Annotated in this window: 17 protein-coding genes; 11 read left to right on the top strand and 6 right to left on the bottom strand. The window is 70.9% G+C overall.

What is annotated here, in order from left to right; all coding sequences use genetic code 11:
* The first annotated feature begins 15 nt into the window (after window positions 1-15).
* On the top strand, window positions 16-1788 hold the full coding sequence (locus tag ACIA5C_RS23250; RefSeq protein ID WP_396057851.1) for an N-acetylglutaminylglutamine amidotransferase: 1773 nt from the start codon (window positions 16-18) through the stop codon (window positions 1786-1788).
* Window positions 1785-3443 (top strand): prolyl oligopeptidase family serine peptidase, encoded by a 1659-nt coding sequence (locus tag ACIA5C_RS23245; protein ID WP_396057849.1) that lies wholly within the window; start codon window positions 1785-1787, stop codon window positions 3441-3443. Before ACIA5C_RS23250 ends, ACIA5C_RS23245 begins: the two co-directional genes overlap by 4 nt.
* On the opposite strand, the gene ACIA5C_RS23240 is transcribed toward ACIA5C_RS23245, so the two are convergent.
* Entirely contained in the window at window positions 3400-4248 is an 849-nt protein-coding gene (locus tag ACIA5C_RS23240; protein ID WP_396057847.1) for an oxidoreductase, read from the bottom strand. The two genes, ACIA5C_RS23245 and ACIA5C_RS23240, sit on opposite strands and share 44 nt — an antisense overlap.
* Window positions 4249-4333: 85 nt before the next feature.
* Here ACIA5C_RS23240 and ACIA5C_RS23235 point away from each other — a divergent pair, with 85 nt between their 5' ends.
* A complete protein-coding gene (locus tag ACIA5C_RS23235; RefSeq protein WP_396057845.1) occupies window positions 4334-4885 on the top strand; it encodes a TetR family transcriptional regulator in 552 nt (183 codons plus the stop codon).
* Here ACIA5C_RS23235 and ACIA5C_RS23230 read toward each other — a convergent pair.
* Together ACIA5C_RS23230 and ACIA5C_RS23225 are read right to left on the bottom strand one after the other, a co-directional pair.
* On the bottom strand, window positions 4882-5559 hold the full coding sequence (locus ACIA5C_RS23230) for a hemerythrin domain-containing protein (RefSeq protein ID WP_396057843.1): 678 nt from the start codon (window positions 5557-5559) through the stop codon (window positions 4882-4884). The genes ACIA5C_RS23235 and ACIA5C_RS23230 overlap by 4 nt on opposite strands.
* Window positions 5560-5613: 54 nt before the next feature.
* Window positions 5614-6492 (bottom strand): RNA polymerase subunit sigma-70, encoded by an 879-nt coding sequence (locus ACIA5C_RS23225; RefSeq protein WP_396057841.1) that lies wholly within the window; start codon window positions 6490-6492, stop codon window positions 5614-5616.
* A 159-nt stretch (window positions 6493-6651) separates the two neighbouring features.
* Between ACIA5C_RS23225 and ACIA5C_RS23220 the strand changes: the two genes are divergently transcribed.
* From ACIA5C_RS23220 to ACIA5C_RS23205, 4 genes are read left to right on the top strand one after another with little or no spacing between them, the layout of a single operon-like run.
* Window positions 6652-7986, top strand: a complete 1335-nt coding sequence (locus ACIA5C_RS23220) for a nitrate/nitrite transporter (RefSeq protein ID WP_396057839.1) — start codon at window positions 6652-6654, stop codon at window positions 7984-7986.
* Between the two features lie 33 nt (window positions 7987-8019).
* Window positions 8020-8802: a hypothetical protein gene (locus ACIA5C_RS23215; RefSeq protein WP_396057837.1), complete on the top strand. Its 783-nt coding sequence runs from the start codon at window positions 8020-8022 to the stop codon at window positions 8800-8802.
* A gap of 7 nt (window positions 8803-8809) precedes the next feature.
* Window positions 8810-9310, top strand: coding sequence for a DinB family protein (locus tag ACIA5C_RS23210; protein WP_396057835.1), 501 nt, complete (start codon window positions 8810-8812; stop codon window positions 9308-9310).
* Window positions 9310-10173, top strand: coding sequence for a class I SAM-dependent methyltransferase (locus ACIA5C_RS23205; RefSeq protein ID WP_396057833.1), 864 nt, complete (start codon window positions 9310-9312; stop codon window positions 10171-10173). Before ACIA5C_RS23210 ends, ACIA5C_RS23205 begins: the two co-directional genes overlap by 1 nt.
* A 1-nt stretch (window position 10174) precedes the next feature.
* On the opposite strand, the gene ACIA5C_RS23200 is transcribed toward ACIA5C_RS23205, so the two are convergent.
* Genes ACIA5C_RS23200 through ACIA5C_RS23190 form a run of 3 tightly spaced genes read right to left on the bottom strand, consistent with a single transcriptional unit; the run spans window position 10175 to window position 14457 of the window.
* On the bottom strand, window positions 10175-11635 hold the full coding sequence (locus ACIA5C_RS23200) for an ATP-binding protein (protein ID WP_396057831.1): 1461 nt from the start codon (window positions 11633-11635) through the stop codon (window positions 10175-10177).
* Complete coding sequence (locus ACIA5C_RS23195) at window positions 11635-13293, bottom strand: FAD-dependent oxidoreductase (protein ID WP_396057829.1); 1659 nt, start codon at window positions 13291-13293, stop codon at window positions 11635-11637. The genes ACIA5C_RS23200 and ACIA5C_RS23195 overlap by 1 nt, the downstream gene beginning before the upstream one ends.
* 3 nt (window positions 13294-13296) lie before the next feature.
* Window positions 13297-14457, bottom strand: coding sequence for an NAD(+)/NADH kinase (locus tag ACIA5C_RS23190; protein ID WP_396057827.1), 1161 nt, complete (start codon window positions 14455-14457; stop codon window positions 13297-13299).
* Between the two features lie 216 nt (window positions 14458-14673).
* On the opposite strand from ACIA5C_RS23190, the gene ACIA5C_RS23185 reads away from it, so the two are divergent.
* The 4 genes from ACIA5C_RS23185 to ACIA5C_RS23170 all read left to right on the top strand — a co-directional run bounded on the left by ACIA5C_RS23185 (window position 14674) and on the right by ACIA5C_RS23170 (window position 20137).
* On the top strand, window positions 14674-16191 hold the full coding sequence (locus ACIA5C_RS23185) for a ricin-type beta-trefoil lectin domain protein (protein ID WP_396057825.1): 1518 nt from the start codon (window positions 14674-14676) through the stop codon (window positions 16189-16191).
* A gap of 124 nt (window positions 16192-16315) precedes the next feature.
* Window positions 16316-17482 carry a beta-1,3-glucanase family protein gene (locus tag ACIA5C_RS23180; protein ID WP_396057823.1) on the top strand — a complete coding sequence of 389 codons (1167 nt, stop codon included), beginning with the start codon at window positions 16316-16318 and terminating at the stop codon, window positions 17480-17482.
* Window positions 17483-17596: 114 nt separating this feature from the next.
* Complete coding sequence (locus ACIA5C_RS23175) at window positions 17597-18805, top strand: hypothetical protein (protein ID WP_396057821.1); 1209 nt, start codon at window positions 17597-17599, stop codon at window positions 18803-18805.
* Between the two features lie 72 nt (window positions 18806-18877).
* Window positions 18878-20137 (top strand): Bcr/CflA family efflux MFS transporter, encoded by a 1260-nt coding sequence (locus ACIA5C_RS23170; RefSeq protein ID WP_396057819.1) that lies wholly within the window; start codon window positions 18878-18880, stop codon window positions 20135-20137.
* The last annotated feature ends 16 nt before the right edge of the window (window positions 20138-20153 follow it).

Below are 20153 nucleotides of genomic sequence, written 5' to 3'. Positions count from 1 at the left end.
GAGGAGGAGGCCGATATGTGTGGGATCGCCGGTGAGCTGCGATTCGACAACCGAGCGGCGGATCCGGGCGGCGTGGAACGGATGCTGGCCGCAATGGCGGCGCGCGGCCCCGACGGCGAGGGCGTCCGGGCCCAGGGGCCGGTCGCTTTCGGCCACCGCCGGCTGAGCATCATCGACCTCTCGGACACCGGCCGCCAGCCGATGACCGACGACGAGCTCGGCCTCACGCTGGTCTTCAACGGCTGCATCTACAACTACCGCTCCCTGCGGCAAGAGCTTCAGGGGTACGGCTACACGTTCTTCTCCACGTCGGACTCCGAGGTGATCCTCAAGGCGTACCACCGCTGGGGGGCCGACTGCGTGACCCGTTTCGCGGGGATGTTCGCCTTCGCGATCGCCGAGCACCACACCGGCCGGGTCGTGCTGGCCCGCGACCGCCTCGGCATCAAGCCCCTCTACGTGTCGTCCTCGCCCGGCCGGCTGCGCTTCGCGTCGACGCTGCCCGCGCTGCTGGCGGCGGGGGACGTCGACACCTCGATCGACAAGGTCGCGCTGCAGCACTACATGACGTTCCACTCGGTGGTGCCGGCGCCGCGCACGATCCTCAACGGGGTCCGCAAGCTGCCGCCGGCCACCATCCGCACGGTCACCCCGGACGGCACCGTCCGCGACCGGGTGTACTGGGAGGCCTCGTTCGAGCGGGACTCGTCGATCGCCGAGGCCGAGTGGCCGGAACTGCTGCACGAGAAGCTGCGGCTCGCGGTCGAGCGGCGGATGGTCGCCGATGTGCCGGTCGGGGTGCTGCTCTCGGGCGGCATCGACTCCAGCTACATCGTGGCGTTGCTGGCCGAGCAGGGGCAGCGGGGGCTCACCACGTTCAGCATCGGGTTCGAGGCGGCGGGCGGCGAGACCGGCGACGAGTTCGCCTACTCCGACCTGGTGGCCAAGGAGTTCGGCACCGAACATCACCAGATCCGGATCGGGCGCGACCGGTTCCTGCCCGCGGTCGACCGGACCGTAGCGGCGATGAGCGAGCCGATGGTCAGCCACGACTGCATCGCGTTCTATCTGCTCAGCGAGGACGTGGCGAAGCACATCAAGGTGGTGCAGTCGGGCCAGGGCGCGGACGAGATCCTGGCCGGTTACAGCTGGTATCCGCCGCTCGCCGACGTGCAGCGGGAACGTGCGGTCGACGCGTACGCCCAGGAATTCTTCGACCGTCCCCACCGCGACCTGGCCGCCCAGCTGAATCCCGACTGGCTGGTCGACCGCGACGTCAGTCGCGAGTTCGTCGCGGCGAGCTTCGCGAGGCCCGGCGCGCCGACCGCGGTCGACGCCGCGCTGCGGCTCGACTCGCAGGTGATGCTGGTCGACGACCCGGTCAAACGGGTGGACAACATGACCATGGCCTGGGGGCTCGAGGGCCGGGTGCCGTTCCTCGACCACGAACTGGTCGAGCTGGCGGCCAGGTGCCCGCCCGCGCTGAAGCTCGCGGACGGCGGCAAGGGGGTGCTCAAGCAGGCCGCGCGCGGCGTCGTGCCGGACGCGGTGATCGACCGGACGAAGGGTTATTTCCCGGTTCCCGGCATCCGCCACCTCGAAGGGCCGATGCTGGACCGGGTCCGCGACGCGCTGAGGGCGCCGGCCGCCCGCGACCGCGGGTTGTTCCGGCCGGACTACGTCCAGCGGCTGCTGGCCGACCCGAACACCCCGCGCACCACGCTCGGGGCCAACCAGTTGTGGCAGCTGGCGCTGCTGGAGATGTGGCTGCAGGAGAACCGGATTTGAGCGGCAGCTGGTCACCGACCCTTTCCGAGGACGGGCGGCGCTCGGCGTACGTCTCGGACCGCGGCGGCATGCCGCAGGTCTGGGTCGAGCCGGGGTCGGTCGTCCCCACCGGCTCGTCACCCGTGATCGCGGTGCGGTGGTCGCCGTGCGGTGCCTGGCTGGCCTGCGAGATCGCCCCCGGCGGTGCGCCCCGGCACGAGCTGTGGCTGGTCCGGCCGGACGGGTCCGACCTGCGGCAGGTGGCCGGCTTCGGCGCCGACAGCGCCGAGAACATGCGGTGGCTGCCCGGGCGGTCGCTGCTCGCGGTGACCGAGAACCTGACGACCGCCCTGGTCATCGACCCGGCCACCGGCTCCCGGACGGTGGTGGCCGAGGGTTCGTTGATCTCACTGCTCGACGTCGGCCCGTCCGGGGTGCTGCTGCGGCATGGACCGCGCGGGAGCCGCTTCCTGGCGGTCGGGAAGTCCTTCGTCACGCACGGGGAGGACGGTGTCTTCGGGCCGGACGGGCAGACCGTCTTCGCCCGCAGCGAGGCCGGCGAGTTCCCGGTGCTGACCCGGGATCGTGAGGTGATCGCCGCTTCGGAGACGGCCGACGTCGAGGACTTCGCCCTGACCACGACCGGCGGCACCGCGGCCGTGCTGTGGAACCGCCGGGGCGGCACGTCCGAGCTGACCATTCTCGACCTGGTGACCGGTGGGCGGCTGCCGGTGCCGCTGCCCGGGCTGGTGGTTTCGTCACCGTCGTGGAGTGCGGACGGGAGCACGCTGACGTTCGCCGCGTCGGGTCCGGGCCGGCCGTGGGGGGTGTGGACGTTCGACGACTCGGGCCTGCACCCGGTGTCGGCCCCGCCGGCCGCTCCGGAGGCGGTCCAGCCGGTGCTGCACACGTTCGCGTCGCACGACGGGCTGGAGATCAGTGGCTGGCTGTATCGGCCGGATTCCACGCCTTCGCCGACGGTGCTGTGGTTCCACGGCGGGCCGGAGTCGCAGGAGAGGCCGGGACACGATCCGCTGTTCCAGGCGCTGGTGGCCCGGGGCATCGCGGTGTTCGCGCCGAACGTGCGGGGGTCGTCCGGCTTCGGCCGTTCGTTCGTCAACGCCGACAACGGGGCGCTCCGCTATGCCGCGATCGACGACGTCGCCTCGTGTGCGGAGTACCTGGTTTCTTCCGGCATCGCGCCGGCCGGGCGGATCGGCTGCATGGGCCGGTCCTACGGTGGTTACCTGACGTTGGCGGCGCTGGTGCGCTTTCCGGAACTGTTCGCGGTCGGTGTCGACATCTGCGGCATGTCGAACTTTTTCAGTTTTTATGAGCACACCGAGCCGTGGATCGCGGCCGCCGCGGTCTCCAAGTACGGCGACCCGGTGGCCGACGTCGCCCTGCTGAAGGACCTGTCGCCGCTCACACACATCGACGCCCTGCGCGCGCCGCTGCTCGTGGTGCACGGCGCCAACGACAGCAACGTGCCGGTGATCGAGGCCGAGCAGATCGTGGAGGCGCTGCGGGCCCGCGGCGTCCCCCACAAATACCTGCTGTTCCCGGACGAGGGCCACGAACTGCTGCACCGCTCCTCCCGGGCCACCTTCCTGCGCGAGACCGTCGACTGGCTCAGTGCTCACCTGCGGCCGGGGGGAAGTCGGCCGAGCGGCTGACGTCGGCCCAGGCGGCGGCCTCGGCGGCGCGCTCGTCGGACGACTTGCGGGCCAGGTCGACCGCCGCAGCGCCGAGCAGCAGGCGGAGCGGCGGATCGGGGTGGTTGACGACGTCGAGGAGGATGCGGGCGGCGCGGACCGGATCGCCGGGCCAGGTGCCGTCGGTCTCCCGGCGGAAGGTGTTCATCTTGCCGACCGTGGGCTCGTAGTCGGGGGTCACCGGGTGGAAGCTCATCGACGAGCCGCCCCAGTCGGTGCGGAACGGGCCCGGCTCCACGATCGTCACCTTGATGCCGAGCGGCTTGACCTCGGCGTTGAGCACCTCGGAAAAGCCCTCGACGCCGAACTTGGCCGACTGGTAGGCGCCCATCCCGGGTGAGCCGCCGACCCGGCCGCCGACCGACGAGAACTGCAGGAAGTGCCCCGAGTGCTGCCGCCGGAAGACCGGCAGGGCGGCCCGGGTGACGTTGACGACGCCGAAGAAGTTGGTCTCCACCTGTCCACGGAAGTCATCCATCGGGGTGTCCTCGATCGAGCCCGAGTTGCCGTAGCCGGCGTTGTTGGCGACCACGTCGAGGCAGCCGAAGCGCTCGACCGCGGCGGCGACGACCGACGCTGCCGCAGCGGGATCGGTGACGTCGAGGGCGAGCGGGAGCACGCGGTCGCCGTACTCCGCGACCAGGTCGGCCAGCTGGGCCGGGCGGCGGGCGGTGGCCACGACGTTGTCGCCCGCGGCGAGTGCCGCCGAGGCCAGGTCGCGGCCCAGGCCGCGGGAGCTGCCGGTGATGAGCCAGGTTCGTGCCATCTTCAATCCCTACCTACTGGTTGGTTGGTTACGTTCCCACTGTAGCAACCAACCAGTCGGTAGGCAGGTGGGTAACATCACCGGCATGGTGGTGAGAGATGCCGAGGCCTCCCGGCGGCGGATCCTGCGCGCCGCGACCGCGGAGTTCGCCGAGCACGGCATAGCCGGGGCGCGGATGGACCGGGTAGCGGCCCAGGCCGAAAGCAGCAAGGAACGCATCTACGCGTACTACGGCAACAAGGACGCGCTCTTCGACGCCGTCTTCACGGCCTCGGTCGCGCGGACCCTGGAGGCGGTGGCGTTCGACCCGGACGACCTGCCGTCGTACGCGGGCCGCATGTTCGACTACTTCGCCGACCATCCGGCCGCCCAGCGCCTCACCACCTGGTACCGCCTGGAGCGCCCGACCGGCCGGGGCCTCGACGCCGTGATCGAGGCCAACCGCGAACGGGTCGAGGCGCTGAGCCGGGCCGGGCACCGCGAGTTCCCCCCGGTCGCGCTGCTGACGCTGGTGCAGGCGATCGCGAGCGGCTGGGGAACGATGAACCCCGAGTTTGCCGGGGCGGCGGCGACGGTCGACCGGGCCGAGCGCCGCCGGACCGTCGTCGAGGCGGTCCGGCGGCTCATCGCAAACTAGAGACGCGGCGTGGCCGTGCCGTACACCAGCTGGGCATAGGCGGCGTACGCCGCCGGCGCCTGCTCGGCCACCACGTCGCGAACCTCGGCCGGGATGTTGCCCAGGGCGTCCTGCACCGCGGCCGGCTCACCCTCGTACATCATCATGCCGAGCGCCAGCGGCAACATCTCCGGCTGCATCGTGGTCGCCGCGCCGGCGACCATCGCGTCCCACTCGTCCACCGTGATGTGCTGCTCGACCAGCGGCATCACCCGCTTCTCCTCGGTGCTGAGGTGTTCCTCCAGCAACGGCAGCAGCTGCGCGAGGACGCCGACCGCCGCGTCCCGGGCGGGCACATCGGCCTCGGACCGCCAGGCGTCGATCGTCTTGCCCAGCAGTCCGCCCAGGTCGGCGACCCGCTCGTGGTGCTCCTCCATGGTGCGCACGAGCGGCGCCAACTCGGACGGGCACCGCTCGAGCAGAAGCGGCCAGAGCACCCGGTCCTCCCCCGAGTGGTGGTGATGCAGGATCCCGCCGATCATCCCGATGTGGTCGGCGACCACCTCGGCCCGCCGCCAGTCCCCCTCGGCGACGCCCCGCACCAGGTCCGGCATCAGCCCGAACTCGCGCCGGAACGCGGTGTGCACCATGATCATTTCCCGGGTCATCGCCCCGGGCGTCTTCGTACCGGTCATTTCTGTTCCCCCCTTGACCTGTCGTCCGTCCAGACGGGCCCGAGGGGGAAGAGTTCAGTGACCGGCGAAGAGCGTCACTGTCCGGATCCCGTCAGCGGTCACGGTGAGCACGGCGGTGCCGAAACGCTCCCCACGGAACCAGGCCTGGGCGGCCGGCTGGTCGTTGACCGTGGCGCCGGCCATCCGCCAGTCCCCCGGCGCGCCCATCGACGGCACCGCGAAGCCCAGGCAGACCTCCCGCCCGGCGAACCAGGTGCGCGAACCCACCGGCTCGATCGCGGCGTCGGCCCGCAGCACCCGGCGGAACGCCTCCGGGTCCGAAGCCTCCCAGGCCGCCATGTAGCCGGCCAGCAACTCGCGGGCCCGGGGCGACGACGGCTCGAGCACCTCGTCGCGGTTGGGCGCCGCCTCGCCCAGCTTGGCGCGGGCCCGCTGCAGCGCACTTTTGACCGCCGGAACGCTCAGATCCAGCGCCTCGCCCGCTTCCGCGGCCGAGAACGCCAGCACATCACGAAGCAACAGGACGGCCCGCTGCCTCGGCGGCAGCAGCTGCAACCCCGCGATCAGAGCCAGACGTACGCCCTCGCGAGCGGTGACCACGTCGGCGGGGTCACTGGGAAACGGCTCGATCCAGGCCGTGGCGTCCAGGAGCTCGGCCGGGGCGGCCGGATCGTCGGCCGGCGGCCCCAGCCCGGACGGCAACGCCCGGCGGCCCCGGCCGTCCAATGCCGACAGGCAGGCGTTGGTCGCGATCCGGTAGAGCCACGTCCGCACCGAGGACCGGCGCTCGAAGCGCTCCCAGCCCCGGGCCGCCCGCAGGTAGGTGTCCTGCACCACGTCCTCGGCCTCGTGGAAGGAGCCGAGCATCCGGTACGCGTGCGCCAGCAGTCCCCGGCGCTCCCGCTCGAAGGCACCCGTCAGTTCCTCGTCCATCTGCCTCATTGTGTCCATACCGTGCCGACCCGCGCGTCACCCGAAAGGAATCGGCGTGATGCGACGCACGTGTGGCGCAGGTCCAATTCCGTTGTGACCGCGGTGTCCGCGGAGAAGGCTGGGTGGCGTCCCGTGTAAGGAGCGAGTGGAAGGCGGCACATGGCCCTGCGTCCCGGTGCCCGGGCCTGGGCTGTCTGGTCCGCCGGTCTTGCGGCATACACGATCGCGGTCCTGCATCGCACCTCGCTCGGCGTCGCCGGGCTCGATGCGCAGCACCGCTTCCACATCGGCGCCGGGGCACTGGCCTCGTTCGCCGTGCTTCAGCTGCTCGTCTACGCCGGCCTCCAGGTGCCGGTCGGGCTGTTGCTGGACCGGTTCGGTTCGCTGCGTCTGGTCGTCTCCGGCGCGCTCGTGATGGCCGCCGGACAGGCTCTGATGGCGACCACCCACAGCATCGGCGGCGCGGTCGCGGCCCGGGTGCTGGTCGGCGCCGGCGACGCGATGACCTTCATCAGCGTGCTCCGGCTGGTGCCGCAGTGGTTCCCGGCCCGGCGCGTACCGGTGCTCACCCAGATGACCGGTCTGGTCGGGCAGGCGGGACAGGTGCTCTCGGCCGTACCGCTGGCGGCCGTGCTGGCCGGACCCGGCTGGACCACCGCCTTCATCGGCGCCGCCGGCGCCGGGGTCTTCGTGGCGATCGTGGCCTTCGCCGCGCTGCACGACACCCCGGAGCGGCGGATCAGCAGCGGCCCGGCGATCACACTCGGGCGGCTGGGTCGCGACCTGCGCGAAGCGTGGCGGCACCCGGGCACCCGGCTCGGTCTGTGGACGCACTTCACCACCCAGTTCACCGGCACGGTGTTCGCGCTGATGTGGGGCTTCCCGTTCCTGATCGCCGGCGAGGGCCTGCGCCGCACCACCGCGAGCACTCTGCTGACCCTGTTCGTGCTGGTCGGCATGGCGGCCGGGCCGCTGATCGGGATGCTCGTGCAGCGGCACCCGCTGCGGCGGTCCTGGCTCGTGCTCGGCGTGATCACCACCAACGCGCTGGGCTGGGGCCTGGTGCTGGCGTGGCCGGGACGGGCGCCGCTGCCCGTACTGGTGCTGCTGATCGTGGCACTCGGGCTGGGCGGCCCGGGCTCGATGATCGGGTTCGACTACGCCCGTACGTTCAACCCGCCCAACCGCCTCGGCACCGCGACCGGCGTGGTCAACGTCGGCGGCTTCGTCGCCTCGCTGCTGACCATCGAACTGATCGGCCTTATCCTGGACGCCCGCACCGGTGGCCGGGCCGACTACGGCATCGCCGACTTCAAGATCGCGATGGCCGTGCAATATCTCGTGGGCGCGGTCGGCCTGGTCGGCATCCTGCGAAACCGCAGGCTGGCCCGGCGGCGGATGGCCGAGGAGGGCGTCGTCGTGCGTCCCCTGCGAGAGGTGCTGGCGCAGCGGCGGCGTTTAGCTCCGCGCCCAGTGGTAAAGGCAAAGACCTGACCGCGTCCGATTGATCGGAAATAAGAGGAGGACATGTCTGAGCACGCACCGGACCGCATCTGGTCCGGCATCGACATTCCCAAGACCATTGCCGGCGTTCTGGCCGCGGTGACCGCCGCTGTCATCGGCTCATTTCTAGGAGCGGCCGGGACGCTGGCCGGCGCGGCCCTCGCCAGTGTCGTCGGCTCGATCGGCACCGAGATCTACCGCAAGCTGGTCCACCGGGGTCAGCAGAAGATCGTCGCCACGTTCGTGACCGCGCCGGCCGCGGTCGGCACGCCCGCGGTGGCCGCCGCGGCCGACGAGTCGCCGTCCCAACCGGAGCCCTCGCCGGTCGACGACCAGCCGGTGGCCGTGGCCGCCGCCCCGCGGAAGATGCGCTGGGGCCGCGTGGCTATGCTCGCCGCCGGTGTGTTCGTGCTGGCGATGGGTGTCCTGTCCGCTTTCGAGCTGATCAGCGGCAAGACCGCCGCCGACGCGGTGACCGGCCGGCACAGCACCTCGACCAGCACCGTCGCCAAGCTCTGGGGCGGGGGCCACGACAAGAAGCAGGAGAGGCCCGTTCCCGCGACGACGCCGAGTTCGACCGCGCCCGTCTCGGACGCGCCGAGCGAGGCGCCCAACGGCGGCGAAGCCCCGTCGAGCGAGCCGGCCACGACCGACACCAGCACCGCACCGAGCGCGCCGTCGACCACGACCGACACCACCACGCCGAAGCCGACCGCAACGGATACTCAGAACTCGGACGGAGGCGACAGCGGCGACCAGAACAACATCGCGCCGCCGGCCACCCAGCAGCCGCAAGAGACGGAGTAGAACCGCGATGGACGCGAAGGACATCCTGCTCGACGGCTTCGGCCGCCTCCCCGACGAGGTCAGCGGCGCCCTGCGCGGCCTGACCGCGGAACAGCTGCGCTGGGCCCCGGTCGAGGGCGCCAACACGATCGGGTGGCTGATCTGGCACCTCACCCGGGTGCAGGACAGCCATCTCGCGGACCTGCTCGGCACCGAGCAGATCTACGTGACCGGCGACTGGGGCCCGAAGTTCGGCCTCAAGTCCGACGCGTCCGACACCGGCTACGGCGACTCGGCCGGCCAGATCAGCCGGGTCGAGCCGCGCAGCGCCCAGGTGCTGCTCGACTACTACCGGGCGGTGCACGACCGGACGGTCGGCTACGTCGCCGGGCTCAGCGACGCCGACCTCGACGAGGTCGTCGACGACCGCTGGGATCCGCCGGTCACCCGGGGTGTCCGGCTGGTCAGCGTGATCGACGACGACGCCCAGCACGCGGGTCAGGCGGCATACCTTCGCGGGCTGCTGTAGTGACGGCGACCGACCGGGCGAGCCACACCGCGGTGCTCGTCTGCCAGGGCCGGGCCGCCGCGAACGAGCGGGTCGCCCCGGGCCGGTTCGCCGATCCGACTGCTCTGACCCTGCTGCGCGAGACTGAGCGCGGTCTGGTGCGTCAGGTTCGCGAGGGCACCCCACCGGCCGGTTTGAAGGCACGGATCGAATACGAAGTGGTGCGCGGCTCGGCCGAGGTTCTGGTGCCGCGGACCATCGCGATCGACGACGCGGTCCGCGAGGGGCCGCGCGAGCAGGTGGTCATCCTCGGGGCCGGGCTGGACGGCCGGGCGTGGCGGATGACCGAACTGCGCGACAGCGAGACGTTCGAGGTCGACCAGCCCGCCTCCCAGCGCGACAAGCGGGAGCGGGCGGTCGCCCTCGGTGATCGCCAGCCGCACTTCGTGCCTGTCGACTTCGGCCGCGACGATCTGGCGGTCACCCTCGAGGCGGCCGGGCACCGGGCCGACCGGCCGACGACCTGGGTCTGGGAGGGCGTCGTGCCCTATCTGACCGCCGACGAGGTGCGGGGCACGCTCGACGAGGTTGCCGCCCGCAGCGCGCCCGGCAGCCGCCTGATCGTCAACTATCAGTCCGACAGCACGAGCACGCTGGTCGTGCTACGGGTCTTCACCACTCTGTTCCGCCGGGTCAGCCCGTGGCAGAACGAGCCGTGGCGCTCGACCTGGACGGCGGAGCAGATGCGCGACCTGCTGACCGGGCGCGGCTTCCGGGTCGTCCGCGACGACGACCTGCTGACGCTGGCGACCGCGCTGCCGATGAAGCTCGGTCAGCGCGGCTCGCTGCGCAACAGCCGCGTCGCGGTCGCCGAGAAAACCTAGGTCAGGCCGAGGACGGCTCGGCCAGCGGCAGCCGCACCTTGAACTTCGTGTCGCCGGGGCGCGACTCGAGATGGATGTCGCCGCCGTGGCCGTTGACCACGATGCGGTACGAGATGTCCAGGCCGAGCCCGGTGCCCTCGCCGACCGGCTTGGTGGTGAAGAACGGCTCGAAGACCCGCTTCTTCAGGTTTTCCGGTACGCCCGGCCCGCTGTCCCCGATCGAGACGACCGCGTAGTCGTCGTCCCGGTAGGTCTTGATGGTCAGCGTGCCGACGCCGTTCATGGCCTGCACCGCGTTGTCGATCAGGTTGGTCCAGACCTGGTTGAGCTCGGCCGGGTGGGCCGGGATCTGGGGTAGCGAGCGGTCGAAGTCCTTGACCACCTTGATCCCGGTGCCGATCTTGTGAGTGAGCATGACCAGTGTCGATTTGAGGCCGCTGTGCACGTCGATCCACTGGTGGGCGGCCCGGTCCATCTGCGAGTACTGCTTGGCCGCGTTGACCAGGGTCGACACCCGGCTGGTGGCGTCCTCGATGTCACTCATCAGCTGCTCGGTCTCGAGCGCGTAGCCGATCCAGTGGATCGCCTGGTCGAAGAGGCCCGGGTCGCCGACCTTGGTCTCCATGTCGCCCAGGCACTCGAGGTCGATGCCGGCCTGCGCGAAGATCGGTGCGAGGTCCCAGCCGCCGGTGACGTTGCGCCCGTCCATCCAGTCGCCCAGCTCGTCCTCGCGGTCAGCCGCCTCCATCGCGGTCAGCGTGGGCGCCTTGGCGGCCCTCTCGATGACCTCGTCCTGCAGCTCGATGAGGGCGTTGAGGCGGTCGGCCGGCACCTTGCCGGCGGCCAGCATGCCGAGCTTGTGCCGCATGCCGGCGACCCGCTGGCGCAGCGCCGAGGTGGCCCGGGACGCGGCCGCGGCCGGGTTGTTGAGCTCGTGCATGAGGCCGGCCGAGAGCGCGCCGAGGGCCTGCAGCCGCTGCCGTTCGCTGATCGCGGCGGCGGAGGTGCGCATGCCCATGACCAGGCCCTCGAGCAGGTGGATCGCCATCGGGAACCACTCGCGCATCATGTAGCCGAAGTCGTCGGCCGACATGACGAAGAAATCGCAGTCGTCGAGCGCCCGCATGCCACCCATGTACTTGCGGGGCACGCCGTCGTCACGCAGGTACGACTGGGTGGCGCCCATGTAGACGCCGCGCTGCTCGGTGCGGCTGGTCTGCACCTCGTCCTGCCCGACCCGGCGGGACATCGCGATGGTGCCGCTGAGCAGCACGAAGAACTGCGTGGCCGGGTCACCCTCGCGGATCACGACGCCGCCGGCCGGCATGTGCATGGTGCAGCCGTGCGCCGAGATCCAGCGCAGCTGCTCGTCGGTCAGCTTCTCGAACAGGAACAGGGTGCGCAGCTCGTCCGGGGTCAGAGCGCCAGGCTCGCACGGGGCGAGAACAGGAACATCGGACATTATTGGGCCTCCAGGTAACGATGGACCAGCGTGACGGCCATCGCGCCCTCGCCGACCGCCGAGGCCACCCGTTTGACCGAGTTGGCCCGGACGTCGCCGGCGGCGAAGATGCCGGGAACACTGCACTCCAGGTAGAACGGATCGCGGTCCCGATCCCATCCCTTCGGGCGGGTGCCGTTCGTCAACAGATCCGGTCCGGTGAAGACGAAGCCCTTCTCGTCGCGCGCCACCGCCGCTCCGAGCCAGTCCGTACGCGGCTCGGCGCCGATGAAGACGAACAGCGCGCCGCACTCGACCGTCGTCTCGGTGCGGCCCTTGCTCTCGCAGATCGTGATGGCCTGCAGATGACCGTCGCCGTGGGCCGCGATCACCTCGCAGCCCGTCCGCACCTCGATGTTGCCGATGCGGTGGAGCTGCTGGATCAGGTAGTACGACATCGACGACTCGAGCGAGTCGCCGCGGACCAGCAGCGTGACCTTCTTGGCGTACCGGGCGAAGAAGAGTGCCGCCTGGCCGGCCGAGTTGGCGCCGCCGACGATGTAGACCTCGGAGCCCGCGCAGGCCGGGCCCTCGGTCGCGGCCGAGCCGTAGTAGACGCCGGAGCCGGTGAGCCGGGCGATGCCGTCGGCCACCAGCGGGCGGTAGGCGACACCGGTGGCCAGCACGATCGAGTGGGCCGAGATCTCGCCGCCGTCGGCGAACGTGAGCGTGCGCGCCGACCCGTCCAGCCGCAGGCCGGTCACCTCGCGGGTGTTGAGCACCTCGGCCTCGAACTTGCCGGCCTGGCGGCGGGCCCGGTCGGTCAGCTGGGCGCCCGAGATGCCGTCCGGGAAGCCCAGATAGTTTTCGATCCGCGAGCTCTGCCCGGCCTGGCCGCCCATCGCCTGCCGCTCGACCAGCAGGGTCTTGAGGCCCTCGGAGGCGCCGTAGACCGCGGCGCCGAGCCCGGCCGGGCCGCCGCCGACGATGACCAGATCGTAGAAGTCGCGGCCGGGGGTGGTGGACAGGCCGGCCGCCTCGGCGACCTCGGTCGTGCTCGGCTGGGCCATCGCCCGGCCGTCGGCGGTGACCACCAGCGGCACCGCCTCGGGGCCGACTCCGGCCGCCTCGAGCAACCGGCGGCCCTCCGGCTCGTCGGCACCGAGCCACTTGTAAGGCACCAGGTTGCGGGCGAGGAAGTCGCGCAGCTCGTACGACGGCTCGCTCCAGCGGTGACCGACGACGCGGATGTCCTCCACCTCGCGGTCGCCGGTCGCCTGCCAGGCGTCGAGCAGCGCGTCGAGCACCGGGTAGAGCTTCTCCTCGGGCGGGTCCCACGGCTTGAGCAGGTAGTGGTCGACGTCGACCAGGTTGATCGCCTGGATCGCGGCGTCGGTGTCGGCGTACGCCGTGAGCAGCGCGCGCCGGGCGTTCGGGAACAGGTCCATGCCCTGTTCGAGGAACTCGATGCCGTTCATCTGGGGCATGCGGTAGTCGGCGAGCATGACGGCCACCCGGCCGCCCCGCAGCTTCAGCTCCTTGAGGGCCTCGAGGGCCTCGGCGGCCGAGGAGGCGCGGACGATGCGGTACTGCTCGCCGTACCGGCGGCGGAGGTCGCGGGCGATGGCTCGTGAGACCGACGGGTCGTCATCGACGGTCAGGATGGCGGGATGGCCCATGTGTCATTCCCCGTCTGCTAGCAAGTCGGAGTATTCCGGGTGGCGTTCGACGTAGCCGGTGACGAAGGGGCAGGTGACCTTGACCGGCATGCCCCGGGCCCGGGCGTCCTCGAAGGCGGCCGCGGCGAGCCGGCCGGCCAGGCCGCGGCCGGAGACGCTCTGCTCGATCTCGGTGTCGAGGAATTCGATGTAGTCGCCGCGGCGGCGGTAGTCGAGCGTGCCGGCGGTCTCGCCGCCGAGCAGGATCTCGTAACGCTGCTCCTCGAAGTTGTCGACGACCCGGGAGTTGCCGCCGTCCGGCAGGCCGACCTGGGCGCTGCCCTCGACCCGCAGCTTGCGCCGGGCCCGCTCGTAGAACGAGGTGGTGCCGAGGCGGATGACCTGGGCGGCGGCCGGGATCGGCTCGATGGTCAGGCAGTCGCCGGCGTCGGCGTAGCCCTCGATGATGCCGTCCACCTCGATCGCCAGCCGGCCACTGGGCGGCAGCACGTCGAGCTCGAGTTTTTCCTGCAGGGCCAGCATCAGCGGCCGGTTGAACGAGGAGTGCGCGGCCGAGGCGGTCACGATCAGGCCCTCGACGTTGGGCGAGACGATCGGGCCGCCGGCCGAGAACGAGTAGGCTGTCGAGCCGGTCGGCGTCGACACGATCACGGCGTCGGCCGCGTAGTTGACGAAGTTTTTGCCCTCGACCTTGATGCCGACCGCGGCCAGTCCGTCGCCGGGCACCCGCACCACCGCGATGTCGTTGAATGCCGACACCTCTTTACCGTCGGGGAGTGTGGTGCGGACCGCGGTGCGCGCCTCGACCGTGAACCGGTGCTCGTCGATCGCGGAGAGCGCGTCGCCCAGTTCGGGGAGGTCGACCTCGGCCAGGAAGCCGAGCCGGCCCACGTTGACACCGAGCACCACCGTCTTGCGGCCCTCGACCAGCCGCATCGTGCGCAGCATCGTGCCGTCGCCGCCCAGGCTGACCAGCAGGCCGGCCCGCTCGACCATCTCCTCGGTGGTGACCGCCTCGGCCTGGCAGTCGATGCGGCTGATCTCGTCGTGCAGGCCGAGCACGGTCACGTCGTGCCGCTGCGCCCACGCGACGATCGCGTTGATCGCGGCGCCGCAGTCGCGCCGCGGATGCAGCACGAGGCCGACCACCTTGATCATTCCCATGCCCCGTCACACCTCATCAGTCGTCCGGTCGTTTCGCCGTTCAGCCTTGCACGTCGGGGGCCGCATCGGCGAGGCCGCGCGACCCACCACACGTGGGTCGGTCGGGCATGTTTCCGGAAGGTTTCTTGACAGCGTTGTCAGGCATAGACAGACTCCAATTCAGAGAGCGCTCTCCTTCCCTGGTCAACCCCCGTTTTTTCCAGGAAAGGAACCCCCATGCGACGACCGTTCACCATTGCCCTGGCGATCCTGACCGCGGCCACGTTCATCCCCACGGCCGCACACGCCCAGACCCCGACGAATGCCCCGTTCGACATCGCGCCGGACATGCTCGCCGCGATGCACCGCGACCTGAAACTCGACGACGGTCAGATCGCCGTGCGGCTGCGCACCGAGGCGGCGGCCCCGGTGGTCGAGAAGACGCTGCGCGCACGGCTCGGCTCCGCCTTCGCCGGCGCCTGGATCCCGGACGGGGCCACCCGACTGACGGTTGCGGTCACCGACCACCAGGCCGAGGCGGTCGTACGCGCCGAAGGGGCCGACCCGAAAATCGTCGCCCGAAGTGCCGGGGACCTGGCCTCCGCGCGTACGAAATTGGACCGCAACGCCGCGCACGCGGCCGCCGCCAAGGTCCGGGGTTGGTATGTCGACGTGCCCGGGAACCGGGTCGTCGTGCTCGCCGCACCCGGCGCATTCGCCCAGGCCGAGGCGTTCGCCCAGGCCAGCGGAGCCGGCGCGGTAACCGTACAGACGATGGCCGAGCAGCCACGCCCGATGTACGACATCCGGGGCGGCGACCAGTACGTGATCAACGGCAACACGCTTTGCTCGATCGGCTTCGCGGTCGCGGGTGGCTTCGTCAGTGCCGGGCACTGCGGCGGCGCCGGCAGCCCGACCCTCGGCTACAACAACGTGTCGCAGGGCACCTTCGCGGCGTCGGTCTTCCCCGGCCACGACTACTCCTGGATCCAGACCAACGGCAACTGGACCCCGCAGCCCTGGGTCAACAACTACTCCGGCGGTAACGTCCTGGTCGCGGGCTCGCAGGACGCGGCGATCGGCAGTTCGGTCTGCCGCTCCGGCCGCACCTCGGGCTGGCACTGCGGCACGATCCTGGGCCGCAACGAGACGATCGTCTACAGCCAGGGTTCGGTCTCCGGGCTCTCCCGCAGCGACGCCTGCGCCGAACCCGGCGACTCGGGCGGCTCCTGGATCTCCGGCAACCAGGCCCAGGGCGTCACCTCGGGCGGCTCCGGCAACTGCACCTCCGGCGGCACGATGTGGTTCCAGCCGGTCAACCCGATCCTCTCCGCCTACGGCCTCTCGCTCACGACCTCGGGCGGCGGCTCTTCCTCCTCTTCACTGATCAGCAACTGGAACGGCAAATGCGTCGACGTGCCCAACTCCAACTTCTCGGACGGCGTGCAGCTGCAGATGTGGGACTGCAACGGCAGCGGCGCCCAGAAGTGGAACTTCGTGAACGGGACCCTGCAGACCTCGAACAACAAGTGCATGGACGTGGCCTGGGGTTCGACCGCCGACGGCGCGGTCGTGCAGATCGCCAACTGCTCGGGCAACGCGGCGCAGCAGTGGGTGCTCTCGGCCGCCGGTGATCTGGTGAACCCGCAGGCCAACAAGTGTCTGGACATCACCGGCTGGAACGGCAACAGCGGCGCCCTGATGGAGCTCTGGACCTGCACCGGCGGCGCCAACCAGAAGTGGCACCGCGGGTAACTCTGCTTGGAAATTCGGGCAGTTCAACCTTAAACGGACCTTAAAGATCGACACCCACCCGGCGCATCGCCGGACTCCTTCGAACCATGGGGTGACATCCCCAAATTTTGGAGGCAGTTCGACGATGCGCCGTAAGCAATCGAAGATCCTGACCGCCCTCGCTGTGCTCGGAGCGGCGACGGCCGCGTGGTTCGCGCTACCGGCCTCGGCCGACGAGGCCCCGCTACCCTTCACCGTCACCAACAACACCGGCCGCGGCGACGCCGTCTTCCTGTACGTGCTGGGCACGAACCTGACGACCGGCAAGCTCGGGTACGCGAACGCTTCCGGCCAGTTCACCGAATGGACCGGGGGCGCGGCGACGCCCGTACCGGCACCCGACGTGTCCATCCCCGGGCCGGCGTCCGGTGCCGCCACGACGATCCAGATCCCGCGGGACATGTCCGGCCGGATCTACGAGTCGTTCGGCCAGAAGCTGGTCTTCAAGCTGACCACCGACGGACTGGTGCAGCCGGCGCCGTGGGCCTCCGGCGACCCGAACCACGACATCCTGTTCGACTGGAGCGAGTTCACGCTCAACGGCGGCGGGTTGTTCATGAACAGCACCCAGGTCGACATGTTCGCGGTGCCGCAGGAGGTCAGCGTCACCTCGGCCACCGGCACCTCGACCAGCGGCGCACCGGTCGCCGGCGGCCGGCAGAAGATCATCGACCAGGTTAAGGCGTCCGGTGACTTCGCGCGCTCGGTGGTGACCGGTGCGGACGGCACCGTGCTGCGGATCCTCTCCCCCGGCAAGGCGGCCGACGCGGGCCTGATGAGTCCCACCTACTACGACTCGTACATCGCGTCGGCGTGGGCGGCGCCGGTCACGGTCGTACCGTTCGCCGACCAGCCGTCCCGGCGCTTCGCCGGCCACCCCTCCGGCAACACGCTGGTCTTCACCGACTCGTCGGGCGCCACCGTGGCGACCTTCGCCAAGCCGACCACCGCCAACGTGTGGGGCTGTGACGGTGCTCTCGCCGCGCCCAACGACCAGGTGGTCGGGCCGATCGCGCGCACGCTCTGCGCCGCGCTGGTGCGGGGCACGCTCGGCACCCTCGACACCCAGCCGAGCGGGACGGCGGCCGACTTCTACCGCAACAGCACACCCGACGTGTACGCCAAGGCGATCCACTCCAACATGGCCGACGGGAAGGCGTACGCGTTCGCCTTCGACGACGTGCAGAACCAGGAGTCGCTGGTGCACGACGGAGCGCCGACCAGCGCCGGGATCACGATGACTGCCTTCTGAGGGGCGGCGCGGTGACCTGGTTTCCGGGCGGGGAAATCGGGTCACCGCGCATCCTCAGCGTTCGATACAGTGCCGGTTCACGAATTTCGCTCGCAACCGGGGGAACCGCCACCCATGCCGAACGACCCCACGCCGCAGTCGGAGCCATCCCCGTCCGACCCTGAGAACGCTGCGCCGCCCGCTTCGGCTTCGGGGGCCGCCCCACTTCCGGTCGATCCGACCGCTGCGCCGGCCTCGGCCGGGGAGACGCCTCCGTCCGCCGATCCGACCGCCGCGATCCCGCTGCCGCCTCCGGCCGCCGCGCCCGCCGAGCCGCCACCCCCGGACGACCCGCCCGCTGGACCGCCGAGTGCGGGTGCCGGGTCCGCCTGGCCGTCGCCGATGGGTCAGCCGCCGTCGAGCGGCGCGCCGGCCGGGCCACCGCCGATCGTGCCGCCGCTCAACCCCTGGCAGGCGCCGGGTGGGCCGGTCGCCGGCCCGTTCCCGACCGTTTACCAGGGCCCCTACGCTCCCGGAGCCGTCCCACCGGGCGCCCTGCCGCCGGCCGGGGGTTTTCCGCCGCCGCCCAGCGCGGGCTGGCCCCAGCCGCCGAAGCAGCGCACCTTCAGCGGCGGCCTGATCGCCGCGATCGCCGTCTTCGCGGTCGTGCTGCTCGGCTGCATCGGCGCGGTCGGCGTCAGCGTGCTCCGCTCGGGCAACTCGTCGGACAGCGCCGACCCCGCGTTCCGGCCGAGCTTCCCGACCTTCCCGACCGACGAGCCCGCCATCCCCGGTCTCGACGACGATGACGACAGCGCGCCCGCCGGCCCGCAGGCCAGCCCCGCCGCGGTCAAGGACATCGACGACCTCGACGACGTCTGCGATCAGCAGATGTATTTTCCGCAGTCGCCGAAGTACCAGGGGAAGGCCCCGCACCCGATCGCGATCATGGTGAAGGACCGGAAGGACATGGACACCCGGATCTCTTCGTCGATCTACGACCCGGGCTATTCGTTCACGAAGGTTCGCCGGGACGCCTGGAACGTCTACTTCCACCCGGCCAAGGCCCAGCTGACCGCCTGCGTCGACCTGGTCAGCAGCGGCGCGAAGGTCAAGACCTGCAAGTTCGACGACCCGAAGCCCGACACGCTGCCGCTCAAGGTGGGCACCTACCAGCTCACGCTCTTCGAGACGTCGACGCGCAAGCAGTTGTTCGCGAAGAAGATGACCGGCGACGACCGCACCTGCCCGACGGTCGTGCTCCTCGGCAACGATCGCAACCTTTACACGAGCATCAGCGACCGCGCCTACATCGCGGCCCTCAAGAAGTTCGTGGAGAAATAGCCCAGGTGTGAGCACCGCAACGTACGTCGAACCATCGGGAAGAACACCCGCGGCAACCGACTTGTCGCGGGTGTGACCGATTTACCTTCCGGCGAGCTCCTGACCGCCCGGCGCCGCCTCGGCCTGGTGCTGGTGCTCGGACTGCTCGCCGCCCTCGGCCCGCTGACCATCGACATGTACCTCCCGTCGCTGCCCACGATCACCGGCGAACTCCACACGTCGGCCGCGGCGGTCCAGCTGACCCTCACCGGCACGCTCGTCGGCCTGGGGCTCGGGCAGCTGCTGATCGGCCCGCTGTCCGACGCGTTCGGCCGCCGGTTGCCCCTGCTGATCGGCATCGGCGTACACGTGCTGGCCTCGGTCTTCTGCGTGATAGCGCCCAACCTGGCCGTGCTCGGCACGCTCCGGGTGCTGCAGGGTCTTGGCGCCGCGGCCGCATCGGTGGTGGCGATGGCGGTCGTCCGTGACCTCTTCGAGGGCATGGCGGCGGCCCGCATCCTGTCCCGGCTGATGCTGGTCATCGGCGTCTCGCCGATCCTCGCCCCGACCATCGGCGGCGCGATGCTCACCTGGACCTCGTGGCGCGGCGTGTTCGTGGCGCTCACGCTCATCGGTGTGCTGATCATGACGGGTACGGCGTTGTTCCTCCCCGAGACGCTGCCCCGGACGCGGCGGCGCAACGGCGGTGTCCGCGGCACGATCCGCGACTACGGGCGGCTGTTCAGCGACCGGGCGTACGTGGGGCTGATCCTGGTCAACGGCCTGTCGCTGGCCGCGCTCCTGGCGTACGTCAGTGGTTCGAGCTTCGTGCTGGAAGACCAGTTCGGGCTCAGCGAGCAGGAGTTCGCGTACGTCTTCGCCGGCGGCGCCGTCGGCCTGATCGGCGCCACCCAGCTCAATCTCCGCCTGCTGCGGCGCTGGGCGCCGCAGCGCATTCTGGCCGGCTCCCTGATCGGCGCGCTGGTGTCCGCCGTGGTCCTGGTCGTTCTCGCGGTGACCGGCATCGGTGGGCTGGTCGGCGTGCTGGCCCCGCTCTGGCTGGTGCTGACCGCGGTCGGGCTGGCCATGCCGAATGCGCCCGCGCTCGCCCTGTCCCGGCACGGCGAGGCGGCCGGAACCGCGGCGGCGCTGCTCGGCGCCGTCCAGTTCGGCGTCGGGGCGCTCTCGGCGCCGCTGGTCGGTGTGCTCGGTGCCGGCGCCGGCGCGATGGCGGCCGTCGTGCTGATCGGCACGGTCGCGGCCAACCTCGTGCTCTGGCTCGTCGTACGCCCGCACCGGATGCCGGCCGAGGAGTTCGCCGTCGACGAGCGGGTGATGGTCGCAGCACATTGAGCAATGGCCACGGCGA

Origin of the sequence: Actinoplanes sp. NPDC051343, assembly GCF_044455125.1 — a bacterium.
GTDB lineage: Bacteria > Actinomycetota > Actinomycetes > Mycobacteriales > Micromonosporaceae > Actinoplanes.
Note: the sequence above shows the minus strand (reverse complement) of the source record. Positions and strands in the feature narration are given on the sequence as shown.